General features: G+C 67.7%; 24 protein-coding genes. 14 read left to right on the top strand and 10 right to left on the bottom strand.

Features of this window, described 5'->3' with window-relative positions:
* Window positions 1–43: 43 nt before the first annotated feature.
* Window positions 44–1,066 carry a tRNA (adenosine(37)-N6)-threonylcarbamoyltransferase complex transferase subunit TsaD gene (gene tsaD, locus ACR9ZH_RS08040; RefSeq protein ID WP_481290238.1) on the bottom strand — a complete coding sequence of 341 codons (1,023 nt, stop codon included), beginning with the start codon at window positions 1,064–1,066 and terminating at the stop codon, window positions 44–46.
* Between the two features lie 83 nt (window positions 1,067–1,149).
* On the opposite strand from tsaD, the gene rpsU reads away from it, so the two are divergent.
* From rpsU to ACR9ZH_RS08015, 5 genes are all read left to right on the top strand, one after another.
* Window positions 1,150–1,365 carry a 30S ribosomal protein S21 gene (gene rpsU, locus ACR9ZH_RS08035; protein WP_029213735.1) on the top strand — a complete coding sequence of 72 codons (216 nt, stop codon included), beginning with the start codon at window positions 1,150–1,152 and terminating at the stop codon, window positions 1,363–1,365.
* Window positions 1,366–1,497: 132 nt separating this feature from the next.
* Window positions 1,498–1,941 (top strand): GatB/YqeY domain-containing protein, encoded by a 444-nt coding sequence (locus tag ACR9ZH_RS08030; RefSeq protein ID WP_481290233.1) that lies wholly within the window; start codon window positions 1,498–1,500, stop codon window positions 1,939–1,941.
* A 350-nt stretch (window positions 1,942–2,291) separates the two neighbouring features.
* Window positions 2,292–2,465 carry a DUF1328 domain-containing protein gene (locus ACR9ZH_RS08025; RefSeq protein ID WP_481290232.1) on the top strand — a complete coding sequence of 58 codons (174 nt, stop codon included), beginning with the start codon at window positions 2,292–2,294 and terminating at the stop codon, window positions 2,463–2,465.
* A gap of 51 nt (window positions 2,466–2,516) precedes the next feature.
* Window positions 2,517–4,259 (top strand): DNA primase, encoded by a 1,743-nt coding sequence (gene dnaG, locus ACR9ZH_RS08020; protein ID WP_481290231.1) that lies wholly within the window; start codon window positions 2,517–2,519, stop codon window positions 4,257–4,259.
* Window positions 4,260–4,350: 91 nt separating this feature from the next.
* Window positions 4,351–4,965: a DedA family protein gene (locus ACR9ZH_RS08015; protein ID WP_481290230.1), complete on the top strand. Its 615-nt coding sequence runs from the start codon at window positions 4,351–4,353 to the stop codon at window positions 4,963–4,965.
* Between the two features lie 151 nt (window positions 4,966–5,116).
* On the opposite strand, the gene ACR9ZH_RS08010 is transcribed toward ACR9ZH_RS08015, so the two are convergent.
* Complete coding sequence (locus ACR9ZH_RS08010; protein WP_481290229.1) at window positions 5,117–5,992, bottom strand: LysR substrate-binding domain-containing protein; 876 nt, start codon at window positions 5,990–5,992, stop codon at window positions 5,117–5,119.
* 104 nt (window positions 5,993–6,096) lie between these two features.
* Between ACR9ZH_RS08010 and ACR9ZH_RS08005 the strand changes: the two genes are divergently transcribed.
* Genes ACR9ZH_RS08005 through dgoD form a run of 8 tightly spaced genes read left to right on the top strand, consistent with a single transcriptional unit; the run spans window position 6,097 to window position 14,104 of the window.
* Window positions 6,097–7,095 carry a 2-dehydro-3-deoxygalactonokinase gene (locus tag ACR9ZH_RS08005; protein WP_481290228.1) on the top strand — a complete coding sequence of 333 codons (999 nt, stop codon included), beginning with the start codon at window positions 6,097–6,099 and terminating at the stop codon, window positions 7,093–7,095.
* A 27-nt stretch (window positions 7,096–7,122) separates the two neighbouring features.
* Window positions 7,123–8,106, top strand: a complete 984-nt coding sequence (locus ACR9ZH_RS08000; RefSeq protein ID WP_481290227.1) for an arabinose ABC transporter substrate-binding protein — start codon at window positions 7,123–7,125, stop codon at window positions 8,104–8,106.
* A 2-nt stretch (window positions 8,107–8,108) separates the two neighbouring features.
* On the top strand, window positions 8,109–9,635 hold the full coding sequence (gene araG / locus ACR9ZH_RS07995; protein WP_481290226.1) for an L-arabinose ABC transporter ATP-binding protein AraG: 1,527 nt from the start codon (window positions 8,109–8,111) through the stop codon (window positions 9,633–9,635).
* A 3-nt stretch (window positions 9,636–9,638) separates the two neighbouring features.
* Window positions 9,639–10,640 (top strand): L-arabinose ABC transporter permease AraH, encoded by a 1,002-nt coding sequence (gene araH / locus ACR9ZH_RS07990; RefSeq protein WP_481290225.1) that lies wholly within the window; start codon window positions 9,639–9,641, stop codon window positions 10,638–10,640.
* On the top strand, window positions 10,640–11,533 hold the full coding sequence (locus ACR9ZH_RS07985) for an SMP-30/gluconolactonase/LRE family protein (RefSeq protein ID WP_481290224.1): 894 nt from the start codon (window positions 10,640–10,642) through the stop codon (window positions 11,531–11,533). The genes araH and ACR9ZH_RS07985 overlap by 1 nt, the downstream gene beginning before the upstream one ends.
* A complete protein-coding gene (locus ACR9ZH_RS07980) occupies window positions 11,530–12,333 on the top strand; it encodes an SDR family oxidoreductase (protein ID WP_481290223.1) in 804 nt (267 codons plus the stop codon). The genes ACR9ZH_RS07985 and ACR9ZH_RS07980 overlap by 4 nt, the downstream gene beginning before the upstream one ends.
* Before the next feature lie 5 nt (window positions 12,334–12,338).
* Window positions 12,339–12,950: a 2-dehydro-3-deoxy-6-phosphogalactonate aldolase gene (locus tag ACR9ZH_RS07975; protein ID WP_481290222.1), complete on the top strand. Its 612-nt coding sequence runs from the start codon at window positions 12,339–12,341 to the stop codon at window positions 12,948–12,950.
* Window positions 12,951–12,952: 2 nt separating this feature from the next.
* Complete coding sequence (dgoD, locus tag ACR9ZH_RS07970) at window positions 12,953–14,104, top strand: galactonate dehydratase (RefSeq protein WP_481290221.1); 1,152 nt, start codon at window positions 12,953–12,955, stop codon at window positions 14,102–14,104.
* A 140-nt stretch (window positions 14,105–14,244) separates the two neighbouring features.
* On the opposite strand, the gene ACR9ZH_RS07965 is transcribed toward dgoD, so the two are convergent.
* A complete protein-coding gene (locus tag ACR9ZH_RS07965) occupies window positions 14,245–14,784 on the bottom strand; it encodes a pseudouridine synthase (RefSeq protein ID WP_481290220.1) in 540 nt (179 codons plus the stop codon).
* Window position 14,785: 1 nt separating this feature from the next.
* A complete protein-coding gene (locus tag ACR9ZH_RS07960; RefSeq protein ID WP_481290219.1) occupies window positions 14,786–15,640 on the bottom strand; it encodes a class I SAM-dependent methyltransferase in 855 nt (284 codons plus the stop codon).
* A 120-nt stretch (window positions 15,641–15,760) separates the two neighbouring features.
* Here ACR9ZH_RS07960 and ACR9ZH_RS07955 point away from each other — a divergent pair, with 120 nt between their 5' ends.
* Complete coding sequence (locus ACR9ZH_RS07955) at window positions 15,761–17,866, top strand: TonB-dependent receptor family protein (protein WP_481290237.1); 2,106 nt, start codon at window positions 15,761–15,763, stop codon at window positions 17,864–17,866.
* Between the two features lie 111 nt (window positions 17,867–17,977).
* Here ACR9ZH_RS07955 and ACR9ZH_RS07950 read toward each other — a convergent pair whose 3' ends face one another.
* From ACR9ZH_RS07950 to ACR9ZH_RS07925, 6 genes are all read right to left on the bottom strand, one after another.
* The gene (locus ACR9ZH_RS07950) at window positions 17,978–19,153 is read right to left on the bottom strand and encodes an ABC transporter permease (RefSeq protein ID WP_481290218.1); all 1,176 of its coding nucleotides are present in this window, start codon (window positions 19,151–19,153) and stop codon (window positions 17,978–17,980) included.
* Complete coding sequence (locus ACR9ZH_RS07945) at window positions 19,150–19,884, bottom strand: ABC transporter ATP-binding protein (protein ID WP_481290217.1); 735 nt, start codon at window positions 19,882–19,884, stop codon at window positions 19,150–19,152. The genes ACR9ZH_RS07950 and ACR9ZH_RS07945 overlap by 4 nt, the downstream gene beginning before the upstream one ends.
* On the bottom strand, window positions 19,881–21,437 hold the full coding sequence (locus ACR9ZH_RS07940; protein WP_481290216.1) for an alpha/beta hydrolase: 1,557 nt from the start codon (window positions 21,435–21,437) through the stop codon (window positions 19,881–19,883). The genes ACR9ZH_RS07945 and ACR9ZH_RS07940 overlap by 4 nt, the downstream gene beginning before the upstream one ends.
* Window positions 21,434–21,634, bottom strand: coding sequence for a helix-turn-helix transcriptional regulator (locus ACR9ZH_RS07935; RefSeq protein WP_481290215.1), 201 nt, complete (start codon window positions 21,632–21,634; stop codon window positions 21,434–21,436). Before ACR9ZH_RS07935 ends, ACR9ZH_RS07940 begins: the two co-directional genes overlap by 4 nt.
* Entirely contained in the window at window positions 21,631–22,032 is a 402-nt protein-coding gene (locus tag ACR9ZH_RS07930; protein ID WP_481290214.1) for a hypothetical protein, read from the bottom strand. Before ACR9ZH_RS07930 ends, ACR9ZH_RS07935 begins: the two co-directional genes overlap by 4 nt.
* Before the next feature lie 103 nt (window positions 22,033–22,135).
* A complete protein-coding gene (locus ACR9ZH_RS07925; RefSeq protein WP_481290213.1) occupies window positions 22,136–24,448 on the bottom strand; it encodes an autotransporter outer membrane beta-barrel domain-containing protein in 2,313 nt (770 codons plus the stop codon).
* Window positions 24,449–24,531 lie beyond the last annotated feature (83 nt).

The following is a 24,531-nucleotide window of genomic DNA, read 5'->3' as shown; positions in this document are numbered from 1 at the left end:
AAAAGATGTCGCGCGCAGGCGCGCTCCTACCCTGCGAGCCGGCTCAGGCCGCCGGCAGGGTTTCGAGATTCCAGCGCGGGAAGACCTGGATGGTTTCGTCCTGGTGCTGGCCTGCCGCCAGGCGGATGGCCCCGGCGAGGGCGATCATCGCGCCGTTGTCGGTGCAGAACGCCAGCCGCGGGAAGTAGACGCGGAATCCGTCGGCCGCACCCGCCTGCGCCAGTTGCTCGCGCAGGCGCTTGTTCGCCCCCACGCCGCCGGCGATGACCAGCCGCTTCGCGCCCGTGACGTCCAGCGCGCGGCGGCATTTGATGGCCAGCGTATCGACGATGGCCTCCTCGAAGCCGCGCGCGATGTCGGCCCGGGTCTGCTCGCTCTTGTCCGAGGCCTGCCAGGCCAGCAGCACCTGGGTCTTCAACCCGGAAAAGCTGAAATCCAGCCCCGGCCGGTCGACCATTGGCCGGGAGAAGCGGAAGCGCCCCGGCTTGCCCTGCTCGGCCAGCTTCGCCAGCGCGGGGCCCCCCGGATAGGGCAAACCCATGAGCTTGGCGGTCTTGTCGAAGGCCTCGCCCGCGGCATCGTCCAGGGTGTCGCCGAGGATCCGGTATTGGCCGATGGCCTTGACCTCCACCAGCATCGAGTGTCCACCCGACACCAGCAGCGCCACGAAGGGCGGCTCCGGGGGATCGTCCTCGAGCAGCGGCGCCAGCAGGTGGCCTTCCATGTGGTGCACGCCGATGGCCGGCACGCCCAGCGCCCAGGCCATGGCTCGCGCCGCGGACGCGCCCACCAGCAAGGCGCCGACCAGGCCGGGACCGGCCGTATAAGCCACGCCGCCCAGGTCCGCCGGGGTCATGCCGGCCGCCTTCAAGGCCTCCCGGACCAGGGGCAGCAGCTTGCGGACATGGTCGCGGCTGGCCAGCTCGGGCACTACGCCGCCGTACTCGGCATGCAGGGCGATCTGGCTGAACAGCGCATGGGACAGCAGGCCGCGGCCGGGCTGTTCGGGGTCCCAGCGCAGCAGGGCCACGCCCGTCTCGTCGCAGGACGTTTCCACGCCCAGCACGGGCTTTGAATTTCTCAACTCGATCACGTTATAATCCACGGCTCACCCGGCTTCACGGGTCAGTTTAAACAAGTGGAGTTTCCATGCCGAGCGTTAAAGTCCGCGAGAACGAGCCGTTTGAGCTTGCCCTTCGCCGCTTCAAGCGTACGTGCGAGAAGGCTGGCGTGCTGGCCGAAACGCGCAAGCGCGAATTTTACGAAAAGCCGACCCAGGAGCGTAAGCGCAAGCGCGCCGCTGCTGTGAAGCGCCACCTGCGCCGTCTGTCCCGCGACACGACGCGCCGGACCCGCATGTACTGATGCACCATCCGGCCTCCTGGCCGGCATGGTACAGCGGCTGGCGCGTTAACGCAGCCACCGCGATCAGGCGGAAATCCCGAGCCGGCTTCGCCGAAAGGTGAAGCCGGCTTTTCGTCGTCCCGGAGAAAGAGCATGAGCCTCAAGGCAAAGATCACCGAAGACATGAAGGCCGCCATGAAAGGCGGGGAGAAGGACCGGCTGGCGGTCATCCGCCTGGTCCAGGCCCAGATCAAGCAGCGCGAGGTGGACGAGCGGATCGAGCTGGACGACACCCAGGTCCTGGCCGTGCTCGAGAAGATGCAGAAGCAGCGCCGTGATTCCATCGAACAGTACGACAAGGCCGGCCGCACCGACCTGGCCGATGTCGAACGCTACGAGATGGGCGTCATCGACGGCTACCTGCCGGCCAAGTTCAGCGAGGCGGAGTTGGAGGCCCTCATCGACTCGGCCATCATCGAGGCCGGTGCCACGACGCCGCGCGACATGGGCAAGGTGGTCGCCCTGGTGAAGGAGCAGGCCGCCGGCCGCGCCGACATGGCCGCCGTGGCAGGCAAGGTGAAGGCCAAGCTGGCCTGACCCCTCCCTGTAGGAGCGCGCCTTGCGCGCGACATCTTTTGAGGCCAAGACGTGAAGCTGGCGCGTGAACGTGGAAACCGGCGCGAAAAGCCGTCGCGCGCAGGCGCGCTCCTACAAAACCGCGACCCCTCCCGTAGGAGCGCGCCCCGCACGCGCTGATATTTTGAGGCCAAGCCTTGAAGCTGGCGCGTGAACCTGGAAACCGGCGCGAAAAGCCGTCGCGCGCAGGCGCGCTCCTACAACGAGCATTTCCTGCGTATCTGTCGAGGCCCGAAACCCCGCGCCGGCGGCGCTTCACGACCCCGCCACGCCCGAGCCAGCATCCTCCCGGCGCCCCACGGAGGATTGCCATGCTCAAGTACGCCATCATCTTCGGCCTGATCGCCCTCGTTACCGGCGCGCTGGGCTTCAGCCGCGTCTCCGGCATCGCGGCGACGATCGCCAAGGTCTGCTTCGCCATCTTCCTGATCCTGTTCGTGATCGCCATCCTGGCGGTGATCGGCGTGTTCAGGATGGCCTTCTGACGGCCTCCCGGGCTCCATACGGAAGCGGATGCATGGCATCCTAGGGGACTGATGCGTGGCCGAATTCCCGACAACTTCATCGATGAGCTGCTGACCCGCGTCGACATCGTCGACGTGATCGAGCGGCGCGTGCCGTTGAAGAAGGCCGGCCGGGAATGGACGGCGTGCTGCCCGTTCCACAACGAGCGCTCGCCCTCCTTCTACGTGAGCCCGCAGAAGCAGTTCTTCCACTGCTTCGGCTGCGGCGCGCACGGCAGCGCCATCAAGTTCATCATGGACTACGACCGCCTCGAGTTCCCCGACGCCATCGAGGAACTGGCGCAGGCCGCCGGCATGAAGGTGCCCTACGAAGGGGCACGCGACGACAAGCCGCGCGAAGACCGCAGCGACCTCTACACCCTCCTCGACGACGCCGCGACGTTCTACCAGCGGGAACTGGGGAACAGCCCCGAGGCCAGGGCGTACATCGACAGGCGCGGCCTGGACGAAGAGATCGTGAAGCGTTTCCGGATCGGCTGGGCGCCGGCCGGATTCGACGGCGTAATGAAAGCCCTCGGCACCACCGACCGCCGGCGCCAGCTCCTCAACGAAGCCGGCATGGTCGCGAGCAACGAACGCGGCAGCCGTTACGACCGCTTCCGCGAGCGGGTGATGTTTCCCATCCTCGACCGCCGGGGCCGCGTCATCGCCTTCGGCGGGCGCGTGCTGTCGTCCGAACAGAGCCCGAAATACCTCAACTCGCCCGAGACGCCCCTTTTCCACAAGGGCCGCGAGCTGTTCGCCCTGTGGCAGGTGAAGCAGGCCCACCAGCAGCTCACCCGGATCATGGTGGTCGAGGGCTACATGGACGTCATCGCGCTGCACCAGGCGGGCCTGCCGATCGCCGTGGCCACGCTGGGCACGGCGACCACGCCCGAACACGCCGAGGTGCTGTTCCGCGCCGCACCCGATGTGTACTTCTGCTTCGACGGCGATCGCGCCGGCCGCCAGGCCGCGTGGCGCGCGCTGGAGTCGATCCTGCCGCGCATGCGCGACGGTCGCCAGGCGCACTTCCTGTTCCTGCCCGACGGCGAGGATCCGGACACACTGGTGCGCAAGGAAGGCAAGGAGGGCTTCGAGCAGCGCATGAAGAATGCAATGCCGATGTCCGAGTACTTCTTCGAGGAGCTCGGCCGCGACGTGGACACCAGCCGTATCGACGGCAAGGCCCGCCTGGCCGAGCGCGCCCGGCCGCTCATCGCCAAGCTGCCGGACGGGGCGTTCCGCGACCTCATGGCGCAGGAGCTGCAGCGCCGCACCGGGGCGCGGGCGGTACTCGAGGCCGAGCCGGGGCCGGCACGCAGGCCCCCTGCCCGTCCCGCGAACGTGCAGCGCAGTCTCGTTCGCAGCGCCATCACCCTGCTCCTGGCCCAGCCGTCGCTGGCCGAGGAGGTCGAGCCGCCCTACGCCTTCCTGCGCCTGGACCGGCCGGGCGTGGGCCTGCTGGCGGAACTGATCGACGTGGCCCGCGCCCGGCCGGGCATCAACCCCGCCGTGCTCGTTGAGCATTTTCTCGACCGGCCGGAGTACGCCTCCCTGCAGAAGCTGATGCAGGCCGAGGTGATCGGCGAGGCGGAGATGCAGCGCGTGGAGTTCCTCGACGCCCTGGCCCAGATGCAGCGCCAGGTGGCCATGCAGCGGCGCGAATACCTCATCGCCCGCAGCCGTGAAGGCGTGCTCGACGATACCGAGAAGGCCGAGCTGAGGGTGCTGCTCGCCGCCCGGGCGGCACCGGCCCCGGCGGACGGCGAATGATGCGCCGCACCGCGTTCGTAACGCGATCCATGGGATCATTCCGCCTTCGTGCCTCCAAAGGACCGGCCAAGCCCGGCTACGTGCGTCACTGATGGACCTGCTCAACGACCTCGTCGATTTCTTCGGAAGGAACGGCTATTTCGCCGTGTTCTTCGCGCTGATGCTTTGCGGTGCCGGCATTCCGCTGCCCGAGGACATCAGCCTGGTCGCCGGAGGCATCATCACCGGCCTCGGCTACGGCGACGTGCACACCATGGTCGGCGTGGGCATGGCAGGCGTGCTGGTGGGCGATTCCACGATGTTCCTGCTCGGCCGCCATTTCGGTGCGCGGATCATGAGCTGGCGCCTCGTGGCGCGGCTGCTCACGCCCGAGCGCTACGCCAAGGTGCAGGAAAAGTTCGAGCGCTACGGCAACCGCATGATGTTCGTGGCCCGCTTCCTTCCGGGCATGCGCACCGCCGTCTTCATCACCGCCGGCGCCACCCACCGCGTGGGATTCTTCCGCTTCCTGCTCCTCGACGGCCTCGCGGCCGCGATCAGCGTGCCGATCTGGGTCTACCTCGGCTACTTCGGCGCGCATAACCACGAATGGCTCGCCATGTGGATCCGCCGCGGGCAGACCGGGGTGTGGCTGGCCATCGTCGCGGCCGTGGCGGCGCTGGGGGTGATCTGGTGGCGCAAGCGGAAGACGGCGCGGGATTGTTGAGCGCAGGACGGCGAAGCAAGCGGAGTTCTATGTAAGAGCAACTGTTTTTTTGCGGGGAGCCGCTTCAGCGGCGATGGGTGCTTGCGGCAAGCTTGCCCGCTGCCGCGGGATCGCCGGCATAGCCGGCTCCCACAGTTCGCCGCTGCCGTTCTTACGGGGTGCCGCCCAGTTCGGCGAACAGCCAGGTCTTGAACAAGCCGGTCTCCTCCCGCCCCTCCGCTTCGCGCGACACGGCCAGGTAGTAGGTGTGCTGCAAGGGCACCTCGAGCCGGAACGGTTCGGCGAGCCGGCCCGCGGCCAGGTCGTAGGCCACCAGCAGTTCCTGCGCCAGGGCCACGCCCTGCCCCTCGATGGCCGCCTGCAACATCATCGTGCCGTCGCCGAAACCCATTTCGCGGGATACGGGGCCGGGGCTCACCCCCGCTCGTTCGAACCATTGGTCCCATCCGATAGCCGGCGCGGCACGGCGGCCGGGACGTTCGTGCAGGAGCATCTGTGTCGGAAGGTCTTCCGGGCCGCGCAGCTGCGCGGCCACGGCGGGCGAGCAGACCGGGGTATAGCGGCTGACGGCAAGGATGGACTGCTCCATGCCTTCGCCCAGCCGGTCGTCCACCGACAGGTCCCAGCCACTGCCCTCGCCACCGTCCGTCACCACCTCGACGGCGATGTCCGGATGCCTCGCGAAGAAGCGGAACAGCCTCGGTACGAGCCACTTCGTCCCGAATGTCGGGGGTACCGACACCCGCAGCGAGGCGCTGCGCTGGCCAAGAATCTGGTCCGTCGCTTGCTGCAGCGCACGAAAAGCGTCGCGAATGCGCGGGAAATAGTTCTCGCCGGCCGCCGTGAGTTTCAAGCGATTGTTGCTTCGCACAAACAGCGGCGTGCCCAGGTACGACTCGAGCAATTTGACTTGCGCACTGACCGCGGCCGGAGTCAGCGACAGTTCTTCGGCAGCCTTCGTGAAGCTCGAATGCTGCGCTGCAAGCTCGAACACGCGCACGGCGTTGAGGGGTAGCGAGCGCTTCATTGCGAGGTCATCAAGAAAAATTTGGGGAAGGCCCGAAGAAATTCTAGTTTGCCTGCCTTGGCGGGCCACGCCAAGAATCCGGGGCGACCTTGAACGGATCCTCGATGAACATCCTCACCATCGATACCGGCACGACCAACACCCGCGTCAGCGTCTGGCAGGACGGCACCGTCGTCGGCCAGGCCGCACGGCAGGTGGGCGTGCGCGATACCGCGATCACCGGCAGCAAGGCGAAGCTCGAGGAAGGCGTGCGCGAGACGATCGCCGAGGCACTCGCCGCGGCGAAGCTGGACGAAACCGAGATCGGCCGTGTCCTGGCCTCCGGCATGATCACCTCGAACATGGGCCTCTGCGAGATTCCGCACGTGCCGGCTGCCGTCGGCATCGACGACCTCGCCGGCGCCATGCGCGAAAGCCACCTGCCCAACGTCTGGCGCGATCCGATCTGGTTCGTCCCCGGCGTGCGCAATGCCGTGGAGCACATCGGCCTGCACAACTGCGAAGCCATGGACATGATGCGCGGAGAGGAAGTGGAGTCGTTCGCACTGCTCGAACGCCTCGGCCTCGACGAGCCCACGGTGATCGTGCTGCCCGGTTCGCATTCCAAGTTCGTGAGCATCGATGCCGATGGGCGCATCGAGGGCTGCGTCACCACCCTCGCCGGCGAACTGCTGCACGTGATCTCGCACGACACCATCCTCGCCAGCTCGCTGAAGGAAGGTTTCGCCCAGCGCATCGACGGCGAGATGCTCCTCGCGGGCGCCGCCTCGGCGAAGAAGATCGGCCTGGGGCGTGCCTGCTTCAGCGTGCGCATCCTCGACCAGTTCGCGGTGTACGACGCCAATGCGCGCGCGAACTTCCTGCTCGGCGCCGTGCTCGGCTCCGACCTGCTCACCCTCAAGAATTCCAGCGCGATCCGGATGAGTCCGGGAACGCGCTTCGTCATCAGCGGCAAGCCCATACTGCGCGAGGCGATCGCCCGGCTGGTCGAAGGCGACGATTTCTTTTCCGGCACGGTCACCGTGCTCGGCGACGACGAGCAACGCGACCTCGCGGGACACGGCGCCATCGCCGTCGCCCGCCGCCGCGGGCTCGCCGGGTAATCCCATGCGTTTCACGAGGAGCAGCACATGAAGATGAAGATCGCGCTTGGCCTCACGGCGTTCGCCCTGGCCCTTTCCGCCTGCTCTTCGGGCTCGAACGACCAGGTGAAGATCGGCTTCGTGGTGAAGCAGCCCGAGGAACCCTGGTTCCAGGACGAGTGGAAATACGCCGAACAGGCTGCGAAGGAAAAGGGTTTCACCCTGGTGAAGATCGGCGCGCCCGACGGCGGCCAGGTGCTCACCACCATCGACAACCTGAAGGCGCAGCATGCGCAGGGCTTCATCATCTGCACGCCGGACGTGAAGCTCGGCCCCTCCATCGTCGCCAAGGCGAAGGCCGACGGCCTGAAGCTGATGACGGTGGACGATCGCCTGGTCGACGGTGCCGGCAATCCCATCGACGCCGTACCGCACATGGGCATCTCGGCGTCGAAGATCGGCGAACAGGTGGGCGAGGCGATCGCCACGGAAATGAAGCAGCGCGGCTGGAAGCCCGAAGAGACCGGCGCGCTGCGCATCTCCTACGACCAGCTGCCCACGGCTCGCGACCGCACCGACGGCGCGGTCACCGCACTCACCGCCGCGGGTTTCCCGAAGGACAACATCGTCAACGCGCCGCAGGCGAAGACGGATACCGAAAACGCCTTCAACGCCGCGAACATCGCGATCACCCAGCACCCCAACTACAAGCACTGGATTGCCTTCGGCCTCAACGACGAGGCGGTCCTCGGCGCCGTGCGCGCAGCGGAAGGCCGCGGGTTCTCCGCCGATAACGTCATCGGCGTCGGCATCGGCGGCAGCAAGTCCGCCCTCAACGAATTCTCGAAGGCACAGGCCACCGGCTTCTTCGGCAGCGTGCTCATCAGCCCGAAGCGCCACGGTTACGAAACCTCGGTGAACATGTATGAGTGGATCAAGAACGACAAGGCACCGCCGGCGCTCACCCTCACCACCGGCAAGCTGATCACGCGCAGCAACGCGGACGAGATCCGCAAGGAAATGGGGCTTTGACGATGGCCGACGCCCCGCGCCTGGAGTTCCGCCACATCGGGAAGACGTTTCCCGGCGTGCGTGCGCTGGGCGACGTCGGCTTCCAGGTCCGCGCGGGCAGCGTGCACGGCCTGCTCGGCGAGAACGGCGCGGGCAAGTCCACGATGATGAAGATCCTCGGCGGGGAATACATCCCCGACGAGGGCGAGGTGGCCATCGACGGCCAGGTGATGCACTTCCGCAAGGCGGCCGACGCCATCGACGCGGGCGTGGCGGTGATCCACCAGGAGCTCCAGTACGTGCCGGAGCTCTCGGTGATGGAGAACCTGCTGCTCGGCCGCCTGCCTACGCGTTTCGGCCTCGTCGACCGCCGCCGCGCGCTGGCCTGGACCCGCGAGCGCCTGGATGCGCTAGGCGTCGACCTCGATCCGCGCGCGAAGCTGAAACAGCTCTCCATCGGCCAGCGGCAGATGGTGGAGATCGTGAAGGCCATCCTGCGCGACGCGAAGATCCTCGCGCTGGACGAACCCACGAGCTCGCTCTCGCACCGCGAGACGGACGTGCTCTTCCGCCTCGTGCGCGACCTGCGCGCGCAGGGCAAGGCGATGATCTACATCTCGCACCGCATGGACGAGATCTTCGAACTCTGCGACGCGGCGACCATCTTCCGCGACGGCCGCAAGGTCGCCGACTTCGACACGCTCGAGGGCGTCACGCGCGACACGCTGGTGCAGCGCATGGTTGGCCGCGAGATCAGCGACATCTTCGGTTACCGGCCGCGCGAGCACGGTGAGGTACGCCTTTCCGTAAAAGGCGTGACCGGCCGCTCCCTGCCCGTACCGATGAGCTTCGACGTACGCGCGGGCGAGATCGTCGGCTTCTTCGGCCTCGTCGGCGCCGGCCGCTCCGAGATCATGCGCGTCGTCTACGGCGCCGACCGGCGCACGGCCGGCGAGGTGCGCGTGGACGGCCGGCCGATCAAGCCCTCGCACATCCGCGACGCGATCCGCCATGGCCTCGTGTTCTGTCCCGAGGACCGCAAGGAAGAAGGCATCATCGGCGTGCGCTCGGTGTCGGAGAACATCAACATCAGCGCGCGGCGAAATCACCTCACCGCGGGCCTGTTCGTGAACGACCGCATCGAGGCGCGCACCGCCGACAGCTACATCGAGCGCCTGCGCATCCGCACGCCGCACCGGCGCCAGGAAATCCGCCTGCTCTCCGGCGGCAATCAGCAGAAAGCCGTGCTCTCGCGCTGGCTGGCCGAAAAGGACCTGCGCGTGCTGATCGTGGACGAACCCACGCGCGGCATCGACGTCGGCGCAAAGAACGAGATTTACAACGTGCTCTACGAACTCGCCGCGCGCGGCGTGGCGGTGGTGATGATCTCCAGCGAACTTCCCGAGGTGCTGGGCGTGTCCGACCGCGTGGTCGCCATGTGCCACGGCCGCATCACCGCGCAGTTCGACCGCGCCTCGGCCAACGAGGAAAACGTCCTCGCCGCCGCCCTGCCCGAAAGCGCGGGAATCACTCTCCCAAGGAATGCCTGACCCATGACCGAGTCCAACGCCGCCGCCATCGCCGCGACTCGCGAGACGCCCGAGGCCCGCCGCCGCGCCCTACTGTGGCAGCTCGTCGACGACTACAGCCTCATCGGCATCTTCATCGTGCTCTTCGCCGTGCTGAGCATGACGGTGCAGTATTTCTTCTCCTGGGACAACGTGGTGGGCCTCGCGCTCTCGGTCTCGCAGATCGGCATGGTCGCGTGCACCATGATGTTCTGCCTGGCCTCGCGCGACTTCGACCTTTCCGTGGGCTCGACCGTGGCCTTCGCCGGCGTCTTCTGCGCCATCGTCTCGAACGCGACCGGCAGCGTCGCCATCGGCATCGCGGCCGCCATCGCGGCCGGTGCGCTGGTGGGCTTCGTCAACGGCGTGGTGATCGCCAAGCTCAAGATCAACGCGCTGATCACCACGCTGGCAACGATGGAGATCGTCCGCGGACTCGCCTTCATCGCCTCGCACGGCCAGGCGGTGGGCGTGACCAGCGAAGCCTTCTTCACCCTGGGCAGTTCGCAGCTGCTCGGCCTGCCGGTGCCGGTGTGGGTCACCCTCGCCTGCTTCGTCGTCTTCGGCGTGCTGCTCAACAAGACGATCTACGGCCGCAACACCCTCGCCATCGGCGGCAACCCCGACGCGGCCCGCCTCGCCGGCGTCGCGGTCGACCGCGTACGCATCGCGATCTTCCTCATCCAGGGGCTGGTCGCCGCGCTGGCCGGCATCATCCTCGCCTCGCGCATGACCAGCGGCCAGCCCAACGCAGGCGAAGGCTTCGAACTCAACGTGATCTCGGCCTGCGTGCTGGGCGGCGTGTCGCTGATGGGCGGCCGTGCGACGATCAGCGGGGTGCTCATCGGTGTCCTCATCATGGGCACCGTGCAGAATGCGATGAGCCTCATGAACATCGACGCCTTCTACCAGTACCTCGTGCGCGGCGCGATCCTGCTGGTCGCGGTGCTGGTCGACCAACTCAAGAACCGCAGGCAATCCCGCTGATGATCGATACCTTCCAGCCGATTTCCCCGCAGCGACAGGCGCATGCCGAGGGCGTGATCTGGGACGACATGGCCAACCTGGTCCGCTGGACCGACATCGCCACGTCGCGCCTGCACGCCTACGACCCGGTGACGGGCGCCTTGTCGGAAGCGATACTGCCGGCGCGCCTGTGCTGCTTCGCGCTCACCCATGTGCCGGGCGTATTGCTGCTGGCGCTGGAAAAGCAGCTGGCCCGCTACGACACCCGCGACGGCACCCTGCACGTCCTCGACGACATCGAGCCCGAACTCACCGGCACGCGCGCGAACGACGGCCGCTGCGACCGCGGCGGCAACTTCATTTTCGGCACGCTCAACGAGCGCGGCCCGGAGAAGATCGCCTCGTTCTGGCGCTACACGCACGACGGGAAGCTGGGCCGCCTCGCCCTGCCGAAGGCGGCGATCACCAACAGCATCTGCTTCAGCCCGGACGGCGGCACGATGTACTTCACCGATTCGCCCACGGCGCAGATCATGGCCTGCGATTACGACGCCGCGAGCGGCGAGGTGGATCGTATCCGCGTGTTCGCCGAGGTGCCGCCCGGACTGGAGCCGGACGGATCCACGGTCGATGCCGAGGGCTTCCTCTGGAACACCCAGTGGGGCGGCTCGCGGGTGATCCGTTACGCGCCTGACGGCAGCTTCGATGCCGTGATCCACCTGCCCGCGCGCCAGCCGAGCTGCGTGAGCTTCGCCGGCCCGGCACTCGACCGCATGGTGATCACCTCGGCGCACCTCGGCCTTTCCCCGGCAATCCTGCAGGACGAGCCCGCCAACGGCGCCATCTTCATCGGCACGCCGCCTCGCGGCCGCGGCCTGCCGGAAGCCCGCTACGGCCACGGAGTGACCGCATGAGCCAGCGTCCCGACCCGCGTACCACCCCCCTGCCCCGGCTGGCCGGCAAGGTGGCCATCGTCACCGGCGCCACCCAGGGCATCGGCGCCGCCACCGCCCGCCTGTTCGCAGCGCACGGGGCGAAGATCGTGCTCAACGTGCTCGAGGACAACGCGCAGGCGCGCGAGACCCTCGCCAGCCTCGATACCGCCGACGCCATGCTCTTCGAGGCCGACGTCACCCATCCCGACGCCATCCAGCGCATGGTCGCCGCCGCCACCGAGCGCTTCGGCGCGCCGGACGTGCTGGTGAACAATGCGGGGATCAACGTGTTCAACGACCCGCTGTCGCTGAGCGACGAGGAATGGACGCGCTGCTTCGAGGTGGACCTCAAAGGGGCCTGGAACTGCGCGAAGGCCGTCCTGCCCGGCATGCTCGAACTCGGCCGCGGCAGCATCGTCAACATCGCTTCGGTGCACGGGCACAAGATCATTCCGCACTGCTTCCCGTACCCGGTGGCCAAGCACGGCCTGATCGGCCTGACCAAGGCGCTCGGCATCGAGTACGCCGCGCGCGGCATCCGGGTCAATTCGATCTCGCCCGGCCTCGTGCTCACCGCCATCGCCGAGGCCGGCTTCGCCGCCGCACCGGACCCCGAGGCGGAGCGCCGCAAGCAGACGGAGATCCTCCCGAACAAGCGCATCGGCGAACCCGAGGAGATCGCGTACACCGCGCTCTTCCTCGCCTCCGACGAGGCCCGTTACATCAACGCCGCCGATATCCGCATCGACGGCGGCCGTTCCCAGCTCTACCACGAGTGACCGCCATGGCCTGGCCCACCGCCCTACCCCTCATCGCCATCCTCCGCGGCATCACCCCGGACGAGGTCGTCGCCCACGTCGAGGCGCTGCTCGAGGCGGGCTTCGACGCCATCGAGGTGCCTCTGAACTCGCCCGACTGGCAGCGCAGCATCCCGCTCGCGCTCGAAGCCGCGGGCGACCGCGCCCTGGTCGGCGCGGGCACCGTCCTATCCCCCGATGCCGTGGATGCCGTCGCCGACCTCGGCGGCCACCTGCTGGTGACGCCGAACACCGATCCGGCGGTGATCCGCCACGGCCGCGCCCGGGGCATGTACACCTCGATCGGCTTCACCACGCCGACGGAGGCATTCACCGCCCTCGCGGCCGGGGCACAGTCGCTGAAGCTGTTCCCGGCCTCGCAATGGGGGCCTGGTTACGTGAAGGCCATCCGCGCCGTCCTGCCGCCCGATATCCCCTTGCTGGCGGTCGGCGGCGTCACCCCGGAGAACATCGGCCAGTTCCTCGATGCGGGCTGCATCGGTGCGGGACTGGGCGGCGACCTGTATAAAGCGGGTCAGCCCGTGTCGCGCACGAGAGAGCGCGCGCAGGCCTTCGTCAAAGCCTATCGCTCGGTATAAGCATGAAGATCACGCGCATCACCACCTACCGCGTCCCGCCACGCTGGATGTTCCTCAAGATGGAAACCGACGAAGGCGTCGTCGGCTGGGGCGAGCCCGTGATCGAAGGGCGCGCGCGCACCGTGGAGGCCGCGGTGCACGAACTGTCCGAGTACGTGATCGGCAAGGACCCCTCGCGCATCAACGACCTCTGGCAGACGATGTACCGCGGCGGCTTCTACCGCGGCGGCGCCGTGTTCATGAGCGCCATCGCCGGCATCGACCAGGCGTTGTGGGACATCAAGGGCAAGGTCCTCGGCGCGCCCGTGTTCGAGCTGCTCGGCGGCCGCGTTCGCGACCGCATGAAAACCTATTGCTGGGTCGGCGGCGACCGGCCGGCCGACATCATCGCGCAGATCCGCGAGCGCCTCGCGCATGGCTTCGACACGTTCAAGATGAACGGGTGTGAGGAGATGGGCATGATCGGCTCGAGCAAGGCGGTGGACGAGGCCGTGGCGCGCGTCGCGGAGATCCGCGAAGCCTTCGGCAACACCATCGAGTTCGGCCTGGATTTCCACGGGCGCGTGTCCGCGCCCATGGCGAAGGTGCTGGTGAAGGAGCTGGAACCGTTCCGGCCGCTGTTCATCGAGGAACCGGTGCTGGCGGAACAGGCGGAATACTATCCGCGCATCGCCGCGCAGACGGCCATTCCGCTGGCTGCCGGTGAGCGCATGTTCTCGCGCTTCGAGTTCAAGCACGTGCTGGAACGCGGCGGCATCTCGATCATCCAGCCCGACCTGTCCCACGCCGGCGGCATCACCGAATGCGTGCGCATCGCGGCGATGGCCGAGGCCTACGACGTGGCCTTCGCGCCGCACTGCCCGCTGGGTCCCATCGCGCTGGCCTCGTGCCTGCACGTGGACTTCGTCAGCTGGAACGCCACGCTGCAGGAACAGAGCATGGGCATCCACTACAACCGCGGCGGCGAGGTCCTGGATTACCTGCTCAACAAGGACGCGCTCGCGCTGGACGATGGGGGCTATGCGAAGCCCTTCACCGGGCCGGGGCTCGGTATCGAGGTGAACGAGGAGCTCGTCATCGAACGCAGCCGCGAACCCGTCGACTGGCGGAATCCCCTGTGGCGGCACCCGGACGGCTCCGTCGCCGAGTGGTGATCCTGTAGGAGCGCTTGCGCGCGCGTAGGAGCGCGCCTTGCGCGCGACATCTTTTGAAGCCGTGCCTTGGAGCTGGCGCGCAAACCCCTAGACAGTGGCGAAAAGCTGTCGCGCGCGAGGCGCGCTCCTACATATCGCAGTTATCCGGCGTCGATGACGCGCACTTCGCCCGGCCCGAGCCCATCAAGCCGGTAAGCGCCGACGGCCTCACGAATCAACCGCAGCGTGGGCAGCCCTACCGCGGCAGTCATCCGCCGCACCTGCCTGTTACGCCCTTCGCGCAGCACGATCCGCAACCACGCATCCGGCACCGTCTTGCGAAAGCGCACAGGCGGGTCGCGTGGCCATAGCCAGCCGGGTTCGTCGATCGCTTCGGCTGCGGCCGGCAGCGTCGGTCCATCCTTGAGCAGCACGCCGCGGCGCAGGCGCTCGAGGGCTTCCTCGGAAGGAACGCCCTCGACCTGCACCACATAGGTCTTCGGCTGCTTGTGCTTCGGATCCGCGAGGCGATGCTGCAGCTTTCCGTCGTCGGTCAGCAGCAACAGTCCCTCGCTGTCCTGATCCAGCCGGCCCGCCGCATAAACCCCCTTCTGCTTGACGAAGTCGGCCAGCGTGCGCCGGCCGGCTTCGTCGGTGAACTGGCAGAGCACGCCCATCGGCTTGTTCAGCGCCAGCAGCACCTTACTTGGCGGTTTTGGGTTTCACGAAGCGCAGCGTCATGCGGTCCGACTCGCCGATCGCCGCGTACTTCGCCTTGTCCTGCTCGCCCAGTTCATAGGTCGGCGGCAAGGTCCAGACACCCTTCGGATGGTCGTGGTTGTCCTTCGGGTTGGCGTTGACCTCGCTCTGGCCGTCGAGCTTGAAGCCCGCGTCGGTCGCCAGCTTGATCACGTAGTCGGTCGGCAGGTAGCCGGTGTTCACGACCTCGTCGAGCTTCTTGCCCTTGGCGGCGCGGTGGTCTTCCACGCCGAGCACGCCACCCGGCTTGAGCACCTTGTAGAACGCCTTGAACATGGCTTCCGCATTGCCGTCGGCCGCCCAGTTATGCACGTTGCGGAAGGTCAGGACCATGTCGGCCGAGCCATCGGGACCCAGGTTCGGAGTCTTGTCGTCGAACTCGACGAAGCGGGCCTTGCCGTAGTGCGCCTGGTCGAACTTGAACTTGTTCTCCAGCGCCACCTTGCTCTTCGAGCCGGGAGGTACCGCACCGATGTACTGGCCGTTGGCATTGAGGAAGGGCGCAAGAATTTCCGTGAACCAGCCGCCCGAGGGCCAGATCTCGATCACGGTCATGTCCGGGCGGATACCGAAGAAGGCGAGGGTCTGCTCCGGGTGACGATACGGGTCGCGCGCCTTGTTCTTCTCCGAACGCCAACTGCCGTCGACCGCCGCCTTCAGCTGGGCCGAAGCCACCTGCCCGGCGCTGGCCGGTGGCGTGGCCTGGGCCGGCTGGTCGGCCTGGAACGCCTGCGCCCCGAAGGAGGCAGCGAGTCCGACCAGGTTGGCGATGATGAACTTCTGCGTGAACTTCTTCATGGCGGCACCGCTACCTCTCGAGGGGATGGGCGGGAAGGCTAGCATGCGTTATTGAGATAACGCATACACTTCTTTAAGCATCATCGGCAGCCCACCTCCCCCGGGAACCCATACATGTCCCTGCCCCACCTCCGTCCTCTGGCGGGCGGCATCTTCCTTGCGCTATGCGGCGTCGCCGCGGCGCAGGACACCCAGCTCGCGCCTGTCGTCGTGACCGCCACGCGCACCGCGCAGACCCCGTACGACATTCCCGCCGCGATCGACGTGACGGCCACGCCTCCGGACGGATCGCTGGACGTGAACCTTTCGGAACGGGTGCAGGCGATTCCCGGCATCGTCGCGCGCGACCGGCAGAACTATGCGCAGGACGCCCAGGTATCGATCCGCGGCTTCGGCGCGCGGTCCACCTTCGGCATCCGCGGCGTGAGGCTTTACACCGACGGGATCCCGGCCAGCATGCCGGACGGCCAGGGCCAGGTTTCGCACTTCAACCTCGACTCGGCCGACCGCGTGGAAGTCCTGCGCGGGCCGTTCTCCGCGCTCTACGGCAACGCGTCGGGCGGCGTGGTGCAACTGTTCACCGCCGACGGCACCGATCCCGCCGAACTCCGCTTCGGCGTGGCCGGGGGCAGCAACGGCAACTTCCGCAGTTCGGTAAACGCGCGGGGCGTGGATGGCCCCGTGGACTACAACATCGACTTCACCCACTTCCGCACCAGCGGCTATCGCGACCATAGCGCCGCGCGGCGCGAATCGGGCAACGCGAAAATCGGCTGGAAGATCGACGACGACGCGAAGCTGACCCTGGTGGTGAACACGCTCGACGTGCCCGACGCGCAGGACCCGCTGGGCCTCACCCGCCAGCAGTACCAGGCCAACCCGCGCCAGGTGGCGACCGCCGCGGAAACGTTCAATACGCGCAAGTCGGCCGACCAGCAGCAAGCCGGCCTGATCTACGATCAGCGCATCGACGATGCCAACAGCCTCCGCGTGATGGGTTATTACGGCCAGCGCGGGGTAACGCAATACCTGTCCATTCCGGTTGCCACCCAGGTCTCGCAGCCGGGCAACTCCGGCGGCGTGGTGGACCTGGACAACGAATACGGCGGCGGCGACGCGCGCTGGACGTGGCGCGACACGCTCGCGGGGAAGCCGTTCGAACTGGCTGCCGGCCTCGCTTACGACAACCAGGAGCAGCATCGCCAGGGCTACGAGAACTTCGTGGGCGATACCCTTGGCGTGCGCGGCGCGAAGCGGCGTGACGAGATCGACCGCGTGTTCGACTTCGACCAGTACGCCCAGGCCACCTGGCGCGTCGCGGACGATTGGACGGTGATGGGTGGCGCGCGGCATAGCGAAGTGCGCTTCCGTTCCAGCGACCGTTACGTCGCGCCGGGCAATCCCGACGACAGCGGCACGGTGAAGTATTCCGCGACCACGCCGGTGTTCGGCGTGCTCTGGCGCGCGGCCCCCTGGATGCACGTGTACGCGAACTGGGGGCGCGGCTTCGAGACACCCACGTTCTCCGAACTTGGTTATCGCGCGGACCGTGGCCCCGGCCTTGCCTTCGACCTGAAGCCTTCGCATTCGCACAACGCGGAGCTTGGCCTGAAGCTGCGCCCGTCCGAAGGGATGGAAGCCGGCCTCGCGGTGTTCCGCGCCGACAGCGACGACGAGCTCGCCGTGGCGACGAACCTGGGCGGGCGCACCACCTACCAGAACATCGCGCGCTCACGCCGCCAGGGCGTGGAGGCATCGTTCAAGGACGAGCTGGCGCGGAACCTGCGCTTCGTCGCCTCGTATACGCACTTGCAGGCGAGTTTTCGCACGCCCTTCCTCACCTGCGTCGCCGCCGGGTGCCCAGCGCCGGATACGCCGGTACAGGCCGGCACCCGCATTCCCGGCGTGCCGCGTTCCGTCGGGTACGCCGCACTGAACTACGGCGCTTCGAGCGGCTGGCAGGCCGGGCTGGACATGAGTGCCATGGGCGCCACCTCGGTCAACGACCTCGGTACCGAATCCGCACCCGGCTATGCGCTCTTCGGCCTGTCCGGCGGCTACGTGTTCGACGAAGGTCCGTGGCGGGTGAACACCTTCGCGCGAGTGGACAACCTCGCCGACCGCCACGTGATCGGCTCGGTGATCGTGAACGACGGCAACGGGCGGTATTACGAGCCGGCGCCCGGCCGTTCGTTCCTCGTAGGCGTCGACGTCAGATGGCGCTGATGTAGGAGCGCGCCTGCGCGCGACATCTTTTGAGGCCGTGAGCAACACGGCCTGTTGCGTCTCGCGAAAAGCTGTCGCGCGCAGGCGCGCTCCTACATCCACGCGGTCGGGTCAGCCGGAAATGGCCAGGCGTTCCGCGCGGTACATCCACGCCGTCGCCCACACCGCCAGTAGCGCCGCCGCGAATCCGCCGGCGAGGCAGAGACCCATCTGCCACGCGGGCACGCCGTCGCCACGCAGCAACTGCACGATGCCGAGGTTCTGCCCGAGCAAGGGCACCGCGTACATCCACGGCTCGGCGCGCACCGGAATCACCGACAGCAACGCACTTGGCAGGATCGGGATGATCATGAGGACCGACAGGTAGGTCTGCGCCTCGCGATAGCTCTTCGCGAAGGCGGACACCAGCGACTGCAGCGCGGCGAGAAGGAGGATCAGCGGCAGCATCAGCAGCACCACCTGCGCGCCGAAACGCAGGCCGAGGTCCAACGCGATGCCCAGCTTGTCGGTGGGGATGAACCAGGGCGCGGTGGCGAAGGCGGCCACGCTGAGCAGCAGGCTGACGATGGAGAAGGTGCAGATCGCGGCCAGCTTGCCGGCGAGGATCTTCCAGCGCGGCACGGGATTCACGAACAGCGGCTCGAGCGACTGCCTTTCCCGCTCGCCGGCGGTGAGGTCGATGGCGAGATACATGCCGCCGAGGAATACGGTGAGCACGAAGAAATACGGCAGGAACGAGAACATCAGCGCGGAACGCGACTGCGAGCTGGCCTGGTCGCGCTCGGCCACCTGCACCGGCCACGCGGTGGTCGGCGACAGGCCGCGCGCGATGAGGCGCATCGCGCCCTCGCGTTTCCCGTAGCCCTCGACGAGGTTGCGCACGCGCATCACCGGCGTGGACGCATCGCGACGCGACGAGTCGTAGATCAGCTCCACCTGCACGGCTTGGCCCCTGCTCCAGGCCTTCGCGTATTCGGGCGAGATGCGCACGACCACGTCGGCGCGTTGCTCGCGCACTGCCGTTTCAGGGTCGGCCAGCGCTGGCGCAGCATCGATGCCCGCGCTCTTCAGTGCGCCCACGAGGTTCGGCGCGAGTTCCGCTCCGATGACCGGCACGGACAGCGGCCGGTCCGACTTCTCCAGCTGCTGATTGATCATGATGTTCATCAGCATGATGAACATCACCGGTCCCAGCAGCGGTCCTGTCACCAGTGCGTTGACGAGGGTGCGGCGGTCGCGAAGGTTCTCGCGCACTTCCTTCCAGTAAACGGTGCTGAACGCTTTCATGCGGCGAGTCCCTCGTCGGTGCCGATGATGCTCACGAAGGCGTCCTCGAGGCTGGCCTGGCCCGTCTGGGCAAGGAGAGCCGCGGGCGTCTCGTCTGCGACCACGCGGCCATGCGCGATCACCACGATGCGGTCGCAGAGTGCCGCCACCTCCTGCATGATGTGGCTGGAGAACAGCACGCAGCGCCCTTCGTCCTTCAGCCGGCGCATGAAGTGGCGCATCGCGCGGGTGGCCATCACGTCGAGCCCGTTGGTCGGTTCGTCGAGCAGCACGTTGCGCGGGTCGTGCACGAGCGCGCGGGCGATTGCCGTCTTCACCCGCTGGCCCTGCGAGAAACCTTCCGTGCGCCGGCCGGCGATGTCGCGCATCTCCAGCGCATCGATGAGGAGCTCGCGGCGCTCGCGCAGGAGGTCCTCCGGCACGCCCTGCAGCCGCCCGAAGTAATCGATGTTCTCCGCGGCGGTCAGCCGCTTGTACAGGCCGCGCGCATCGGGCAGCACACCCAGCTGGCGACGCACCGCCAGCGGATCGGTTGCCGCATCCACGCCATCGACGAGCACCTGCCCCGCATCCGGCGTCATCAGGGTGTAGAGCATGCGCAGCGTGGTGGTCTTGCCCGCGCCGTTGGGGCCGAGCAGGCCGGTGATCTCGCCGTCCCGCGCGGTGAAGCTCACGCCGTTGACGGCGTGCACGTCGCCGAAGGCCTTGTGCAGATCCTTCACCTCGATCATGGGGTCGCTCCGTTGAATCCGATGAAGACAGGCAAGGGCGAGAGGCGCTCCAGGCAGCTCGCATCGAGCCCCTTCGCATCGGCCTTGTCGATGAACCGGTCCAGCAGGCGCGGCATGCAGCCGCGCGCCACCACGTTGTGCCCCTGCCCCTTCAGGACGAGGTGGCGGCCATTGGGGAGGCCCTTCAGCACTTCCTCGCCGTAACGGGGCGGCGTGACCGGATCGAACTCGCCCGACATCAGCAGTGCGGGCACGTCGCTCTTCAGCGGCTGGCGGAAGTCCGCCGGGCGCGTGCCATGCGGCCACACCGAGCAAGCCGCGCCGAAGGCCTGGATCATCGTATCGCCCAGAATGGTGTCCTTGTCCTCCGGTCGCGGACGCAGCAGGCCGGCATCCTCGCTGCAGATCACCGAGTACTGCATGCCGCCGTCCATGGTGTCGCCCAGGTCGCCGGTGAGCAGCTTGGCCTGGCCAAGCAGCGGGCCGACGTCGCCATGCGCCGCGGCATCGATCGACAGGGGCAGCAGCGCCGCGGTTTCCGGCGAGTAGGCGAACATCCGCACCACCGTGGCCAGCGAGTATTCGCTGAGCACGCGCTGCACCGAGGCGTAGTTCTGCGGGTCGCGGAAACTTACCTTGTGCGGATTGGCACGCAGCGCGTCACGCAACTGGTAGAGCGTCTGGTAGGGATCGCTGTAGCGCGTACGGCAGGCCTCGTCGGCATGGCAGCGGGCGAATTGCGCCTTGAGAGCGGCGTCGAGGTTCATCGCGAAGTCCTCGCCAAGCACGAGGCTGTTCGGGGCGATGCCGTCCAGGATCAGCGTGCGCAAGCCGTCGGGATGGCGCATCGCGTACTGCTGCGCCACGCGCGTGCCGTACGAGACGCCGAACAGGTCGAACTTCGGCGAGCCGAGGGCGCGGCGCACGTCTTCGAGATCGGCCACGGCATCGGTGGTCGTATAGAAGCGCACGTCGGCATCCTTCGAGAGCCGGTCGAGGCAGGCGAGGGTCTCCTTGCGCACCGCGCCGGCGTCGAATCCCGTTTCGTCCTCCATGCCGCCGGGCGCAGCGGGTTCGTCGTCTCGGCAACTCAGCGGATGCGACCCGCCCGTGCCGCGCTGGTCGAGCAGCAGCAGGTTGCGTTGCGACAGCAACGGCGCCAGCGCCGGCGCGATGGCCGGATAGCTTTCCGTCGCGGACTGGCCGGGCCCGCCCGCGATGAAGGCGACCATGTCGCTCGCGGGCACCTGAGCGCTGCTGCGCACCACCGCCAGACGCAAGGAAATCTTCCTCCCCTCGGGGTGAGCGCGGTCTTCCGGTACCTGGAACGGCGCGCACCAGGCCGCGGTGGACAGCCCCGAATGCGGCTGCGGCAATTCGCAGGGCTTCAGTTCCAGCGTGCCGAGTTTCCATACACGGGGCGGCGCCGTCTTCGTCGCCGCCGGCGGTGTGGCCCCGGCCGGTTCCCCGGCATCGTGCCGCGTCCAATGCCTTCCGGCCAGGACGGCGGCGACGATGGCAACGGCGACGACTATGCGTGGTGCTCGTTTCATTCCTGTCCCCCGGGACTGAAGATGGCTTCGATGGGCAGTTCGAACAGCTTCGCGATCTTGAAGGCGAGCGGCAGGCTGGGATCGTATTTGCCCGTCTCGATCGCGTTCACCGTCTGCCGGGAAACGTCGAGCTTTTCGCCCAGGTCGGCCTGGGACCAGCCCAGCAAGGTACGCAGTTCGCGGACGCGGTTGTTCATCGTGCGCGGTAGTACAGCCGGACGGCGCACTTCACGACGCCGAAGCACCCGAGCAGCACCGGCAGGACCCATATCGCGACGGACTCGGCCGTCGTGGGCGGGATCACCTTCGCGTTGAGCAGCATGCCGTACGTAAAGAAGCCGAAACCGCCGATCGCGCCACCGATGGCGATGGCTTCCAGGTCGATGCGCCGCTCGAATTCGTCCTGGTCGCGGATTACCCGCACCATCGCGCGGATGACAAAGGCGATCGGCAGCACGGGCAACAGGGTGACGCTCGTGCGTGGCAAGCCGCCCTCGAGCGTCTTGAGCCAGTGCACCGACAGGAAGACCAGCAGCACGTAAGCGAGCATCGCCGGAAAAAATTCACGCAAGTAACGCTTGTGTACGGCGCGCATGGCCACCCCTGGGCAATGCGTGCTGACGGATGGTGTCAAGCACGCTTGACACCATCCTGCAGGCTCTCCGCCGCCGTGTCAAGCGTCCTTTACAAGCTCACACCTAGAAGGTCCGTGCCGCGCCCAACCGCAGCGTGCGGCCGGATTCGCCGCCGCGGCCCCTGCGCAGGCGCGCCGTGGCATCGGCCGACGCATGCCAATGCCTGCCGAGGTCGAACGCCGCTCCGGCGGCGAGCTCGAGGGAACGGCCGGCGCGGCCGGCAGGCAGCCGCTCGCCCGATGCCCATAGCGACGAGCCGCTGTCGCGTGCGATGGCGTAGCGAAGGTCCAGATACGGCGACCAGGCCATGAGCGTTTTCCTCGCGGGTTGGAACAGCAGCGAGGCGCGGGCGCCCACGCGCGTCGTCACCCGTCGCGGCGAACCCGCCCCCAGATCGATCCCATCCCGGTCGCGCGCACTGCTGAAGCGGAGTCGCTGCCACAGGATCGAGGCACCCGGTTCCATGAGCAGCCGTGGCGACGGCCGCCAGCGGAACGTAGTGTCGATCGACGCTTCGTTCGCATTCGCGCGAAGACGCGGAAGCACTTCGCCACGCGCCGGCGTATGCACGTCGATTCGGTAATGCGTGAAGGCATAGGAGGACGCCAGTTCCCATCCGCTTTCCGTCGTCAGCACCGCATGCCAGGCCAGGCCACGCCCATCCGCGCGCGCGTCGCTTTGTCCGTCGGCGGCACGTGGCGACACACGCGAACGGCCCACGGCGATGGCCACGCCGGTACGCAGTGTCGTTTCGCCGATGGCCTGGACGATCATGTCGCCCGCGACCTGCAGGCCGCGATCGCGTCGCGCGTAGTCAATTCGGTACGACGGCTGGGCGAGACTGCTGCGATACCGGACGTCGCCGCCGAAGGTGCGCACGCGCAATGCCGGTTCCCGCGGAGAACCGGACCCGACGGGCCGCAGGGCATCCATTGCCGACCGGCCGTAGCCGAACAAGGCATGGGCGAGCACGAGATAGGCTGGCACCTGCGGCACGAGGGCGGCGCGCGGTACCGCATCGCTTGCACGCACGCTCTGCAGGCGGAAGTCCCAGAAATCCTCACCTTCGCCTTCGACCAGTCGCTGTGAAGGATCGCTGCGGCCTGGTTCGTAAGCCGATAACCGGTATTGCCACGGGCCTACTGCCACATAGTCGCCGGCGAGGCGGAAGGATTCGGCACTCGCAGCGCCACCGACCTGCACGACGCTGATACCGTCCCCAGGACCGTTCGTTCCATCGCGTCCGGCCGTGGAACCGCCGTCGCCGCCGACGTTGGTGACGTGCAGCGCGGTACGCCCGGCGGCATCGCGATGAACGAGCAGACGATCCGTCGCCTGTGCCCGCAATGGGCCGCCTTCGTCGAAGCGCGTGCCCAGAGAGACGCCTGCGGCATCGGCGTCCGCATGCCAGCTGCCGGCACGAAGCGTGCGGAACCCCGCTTGTGAACGGTCGAAGTCGATACGGCCGCCCGGCTCGAGCCGGACATCGCTTACATCGCTGTCGCCCGTCGGCGTCCATGCGGCATGGGTCAGCGACAGCGCCGTCAGGCGGTCGGCGCGACCTCGCCAGGTACCGCCGGCAAGATGCATGGCCAGATCGCCCTGCCCTGCCCGCACGGCGTCGCCGTCGATATGGCTTCCGCTAGCCTGGAGCCACAATCCGGGTCCGCCGCTTTCGATCCGCCCGCGCACTCCGGAATTCTCCAGAAGCACGCGCGCGGAGCTCTCGTGGCGGAAACGCGTCGAGATGGCATAGCCCTGGGGCGATTGCAGGGTGCTGTCGCGCAGGTGCACATCGCCGCTGTCGATGGCGAGCGCGGTGGCGCCGCCACCTCCCGCGAGCACCTTGCTGTGCGTGACTGTAATGCTGGAGGTACCGGTCGCAAGCAGAGCAATGGCATGGGCTCCAAGAGACTCCACGCGCGTGCCGGCGAGCGATACCTGTCCCCTGCGCTGCACGACCATACCGATGCCCGCCTCGCCCTCCGTGGCTACCTGTGTTCCGCTCAGCGCGAGCTCCGCCCCGTCCTGGGCCTGGATGCCGACGCCCCAGGCCCCTTTCACTGCGACGCGGCTATCGGCGAGCGAAAGGCCAGCGCCACTGGCGACGAAGACACCGTAGGCACGCGCGCTGCGCGTACCGTCACCCTCGTTGCTGAAACTCGCGTCTTCCGCGTCAAGCGTGCCTCGCGGATCGACGCGCGCAGCTATCGTGCCCGGACCCGCGGCCTGCAGGATCTCGCCCGATTCGAGCACCTCCGCCATGCCTTGCTCGACGACAAGCCTTGCGGGCTCGGGCTTCGCCTGCGATGGCGCGGCGAGTACAGCGGCAAGCCCGAGCGCCAGCGCGCTGCGTCCGTACGTCTTGGTGACCATGGCCAGTCCTCGCTCTGCGACAGGAGCAAGGCACGTTAATCACGATTCACAGCCGCGTATGTCGGGCGGCGGCGCGAGCGGCG

The sequence above is a fragment of the Luteibacter sp. SVR4-7G genome, from assembly GCF_056755555.1.
Note: the sequence above shows the minus strand (reverse complement) of the source record. Positions and strands in the feature narration are given on the sequence as shown.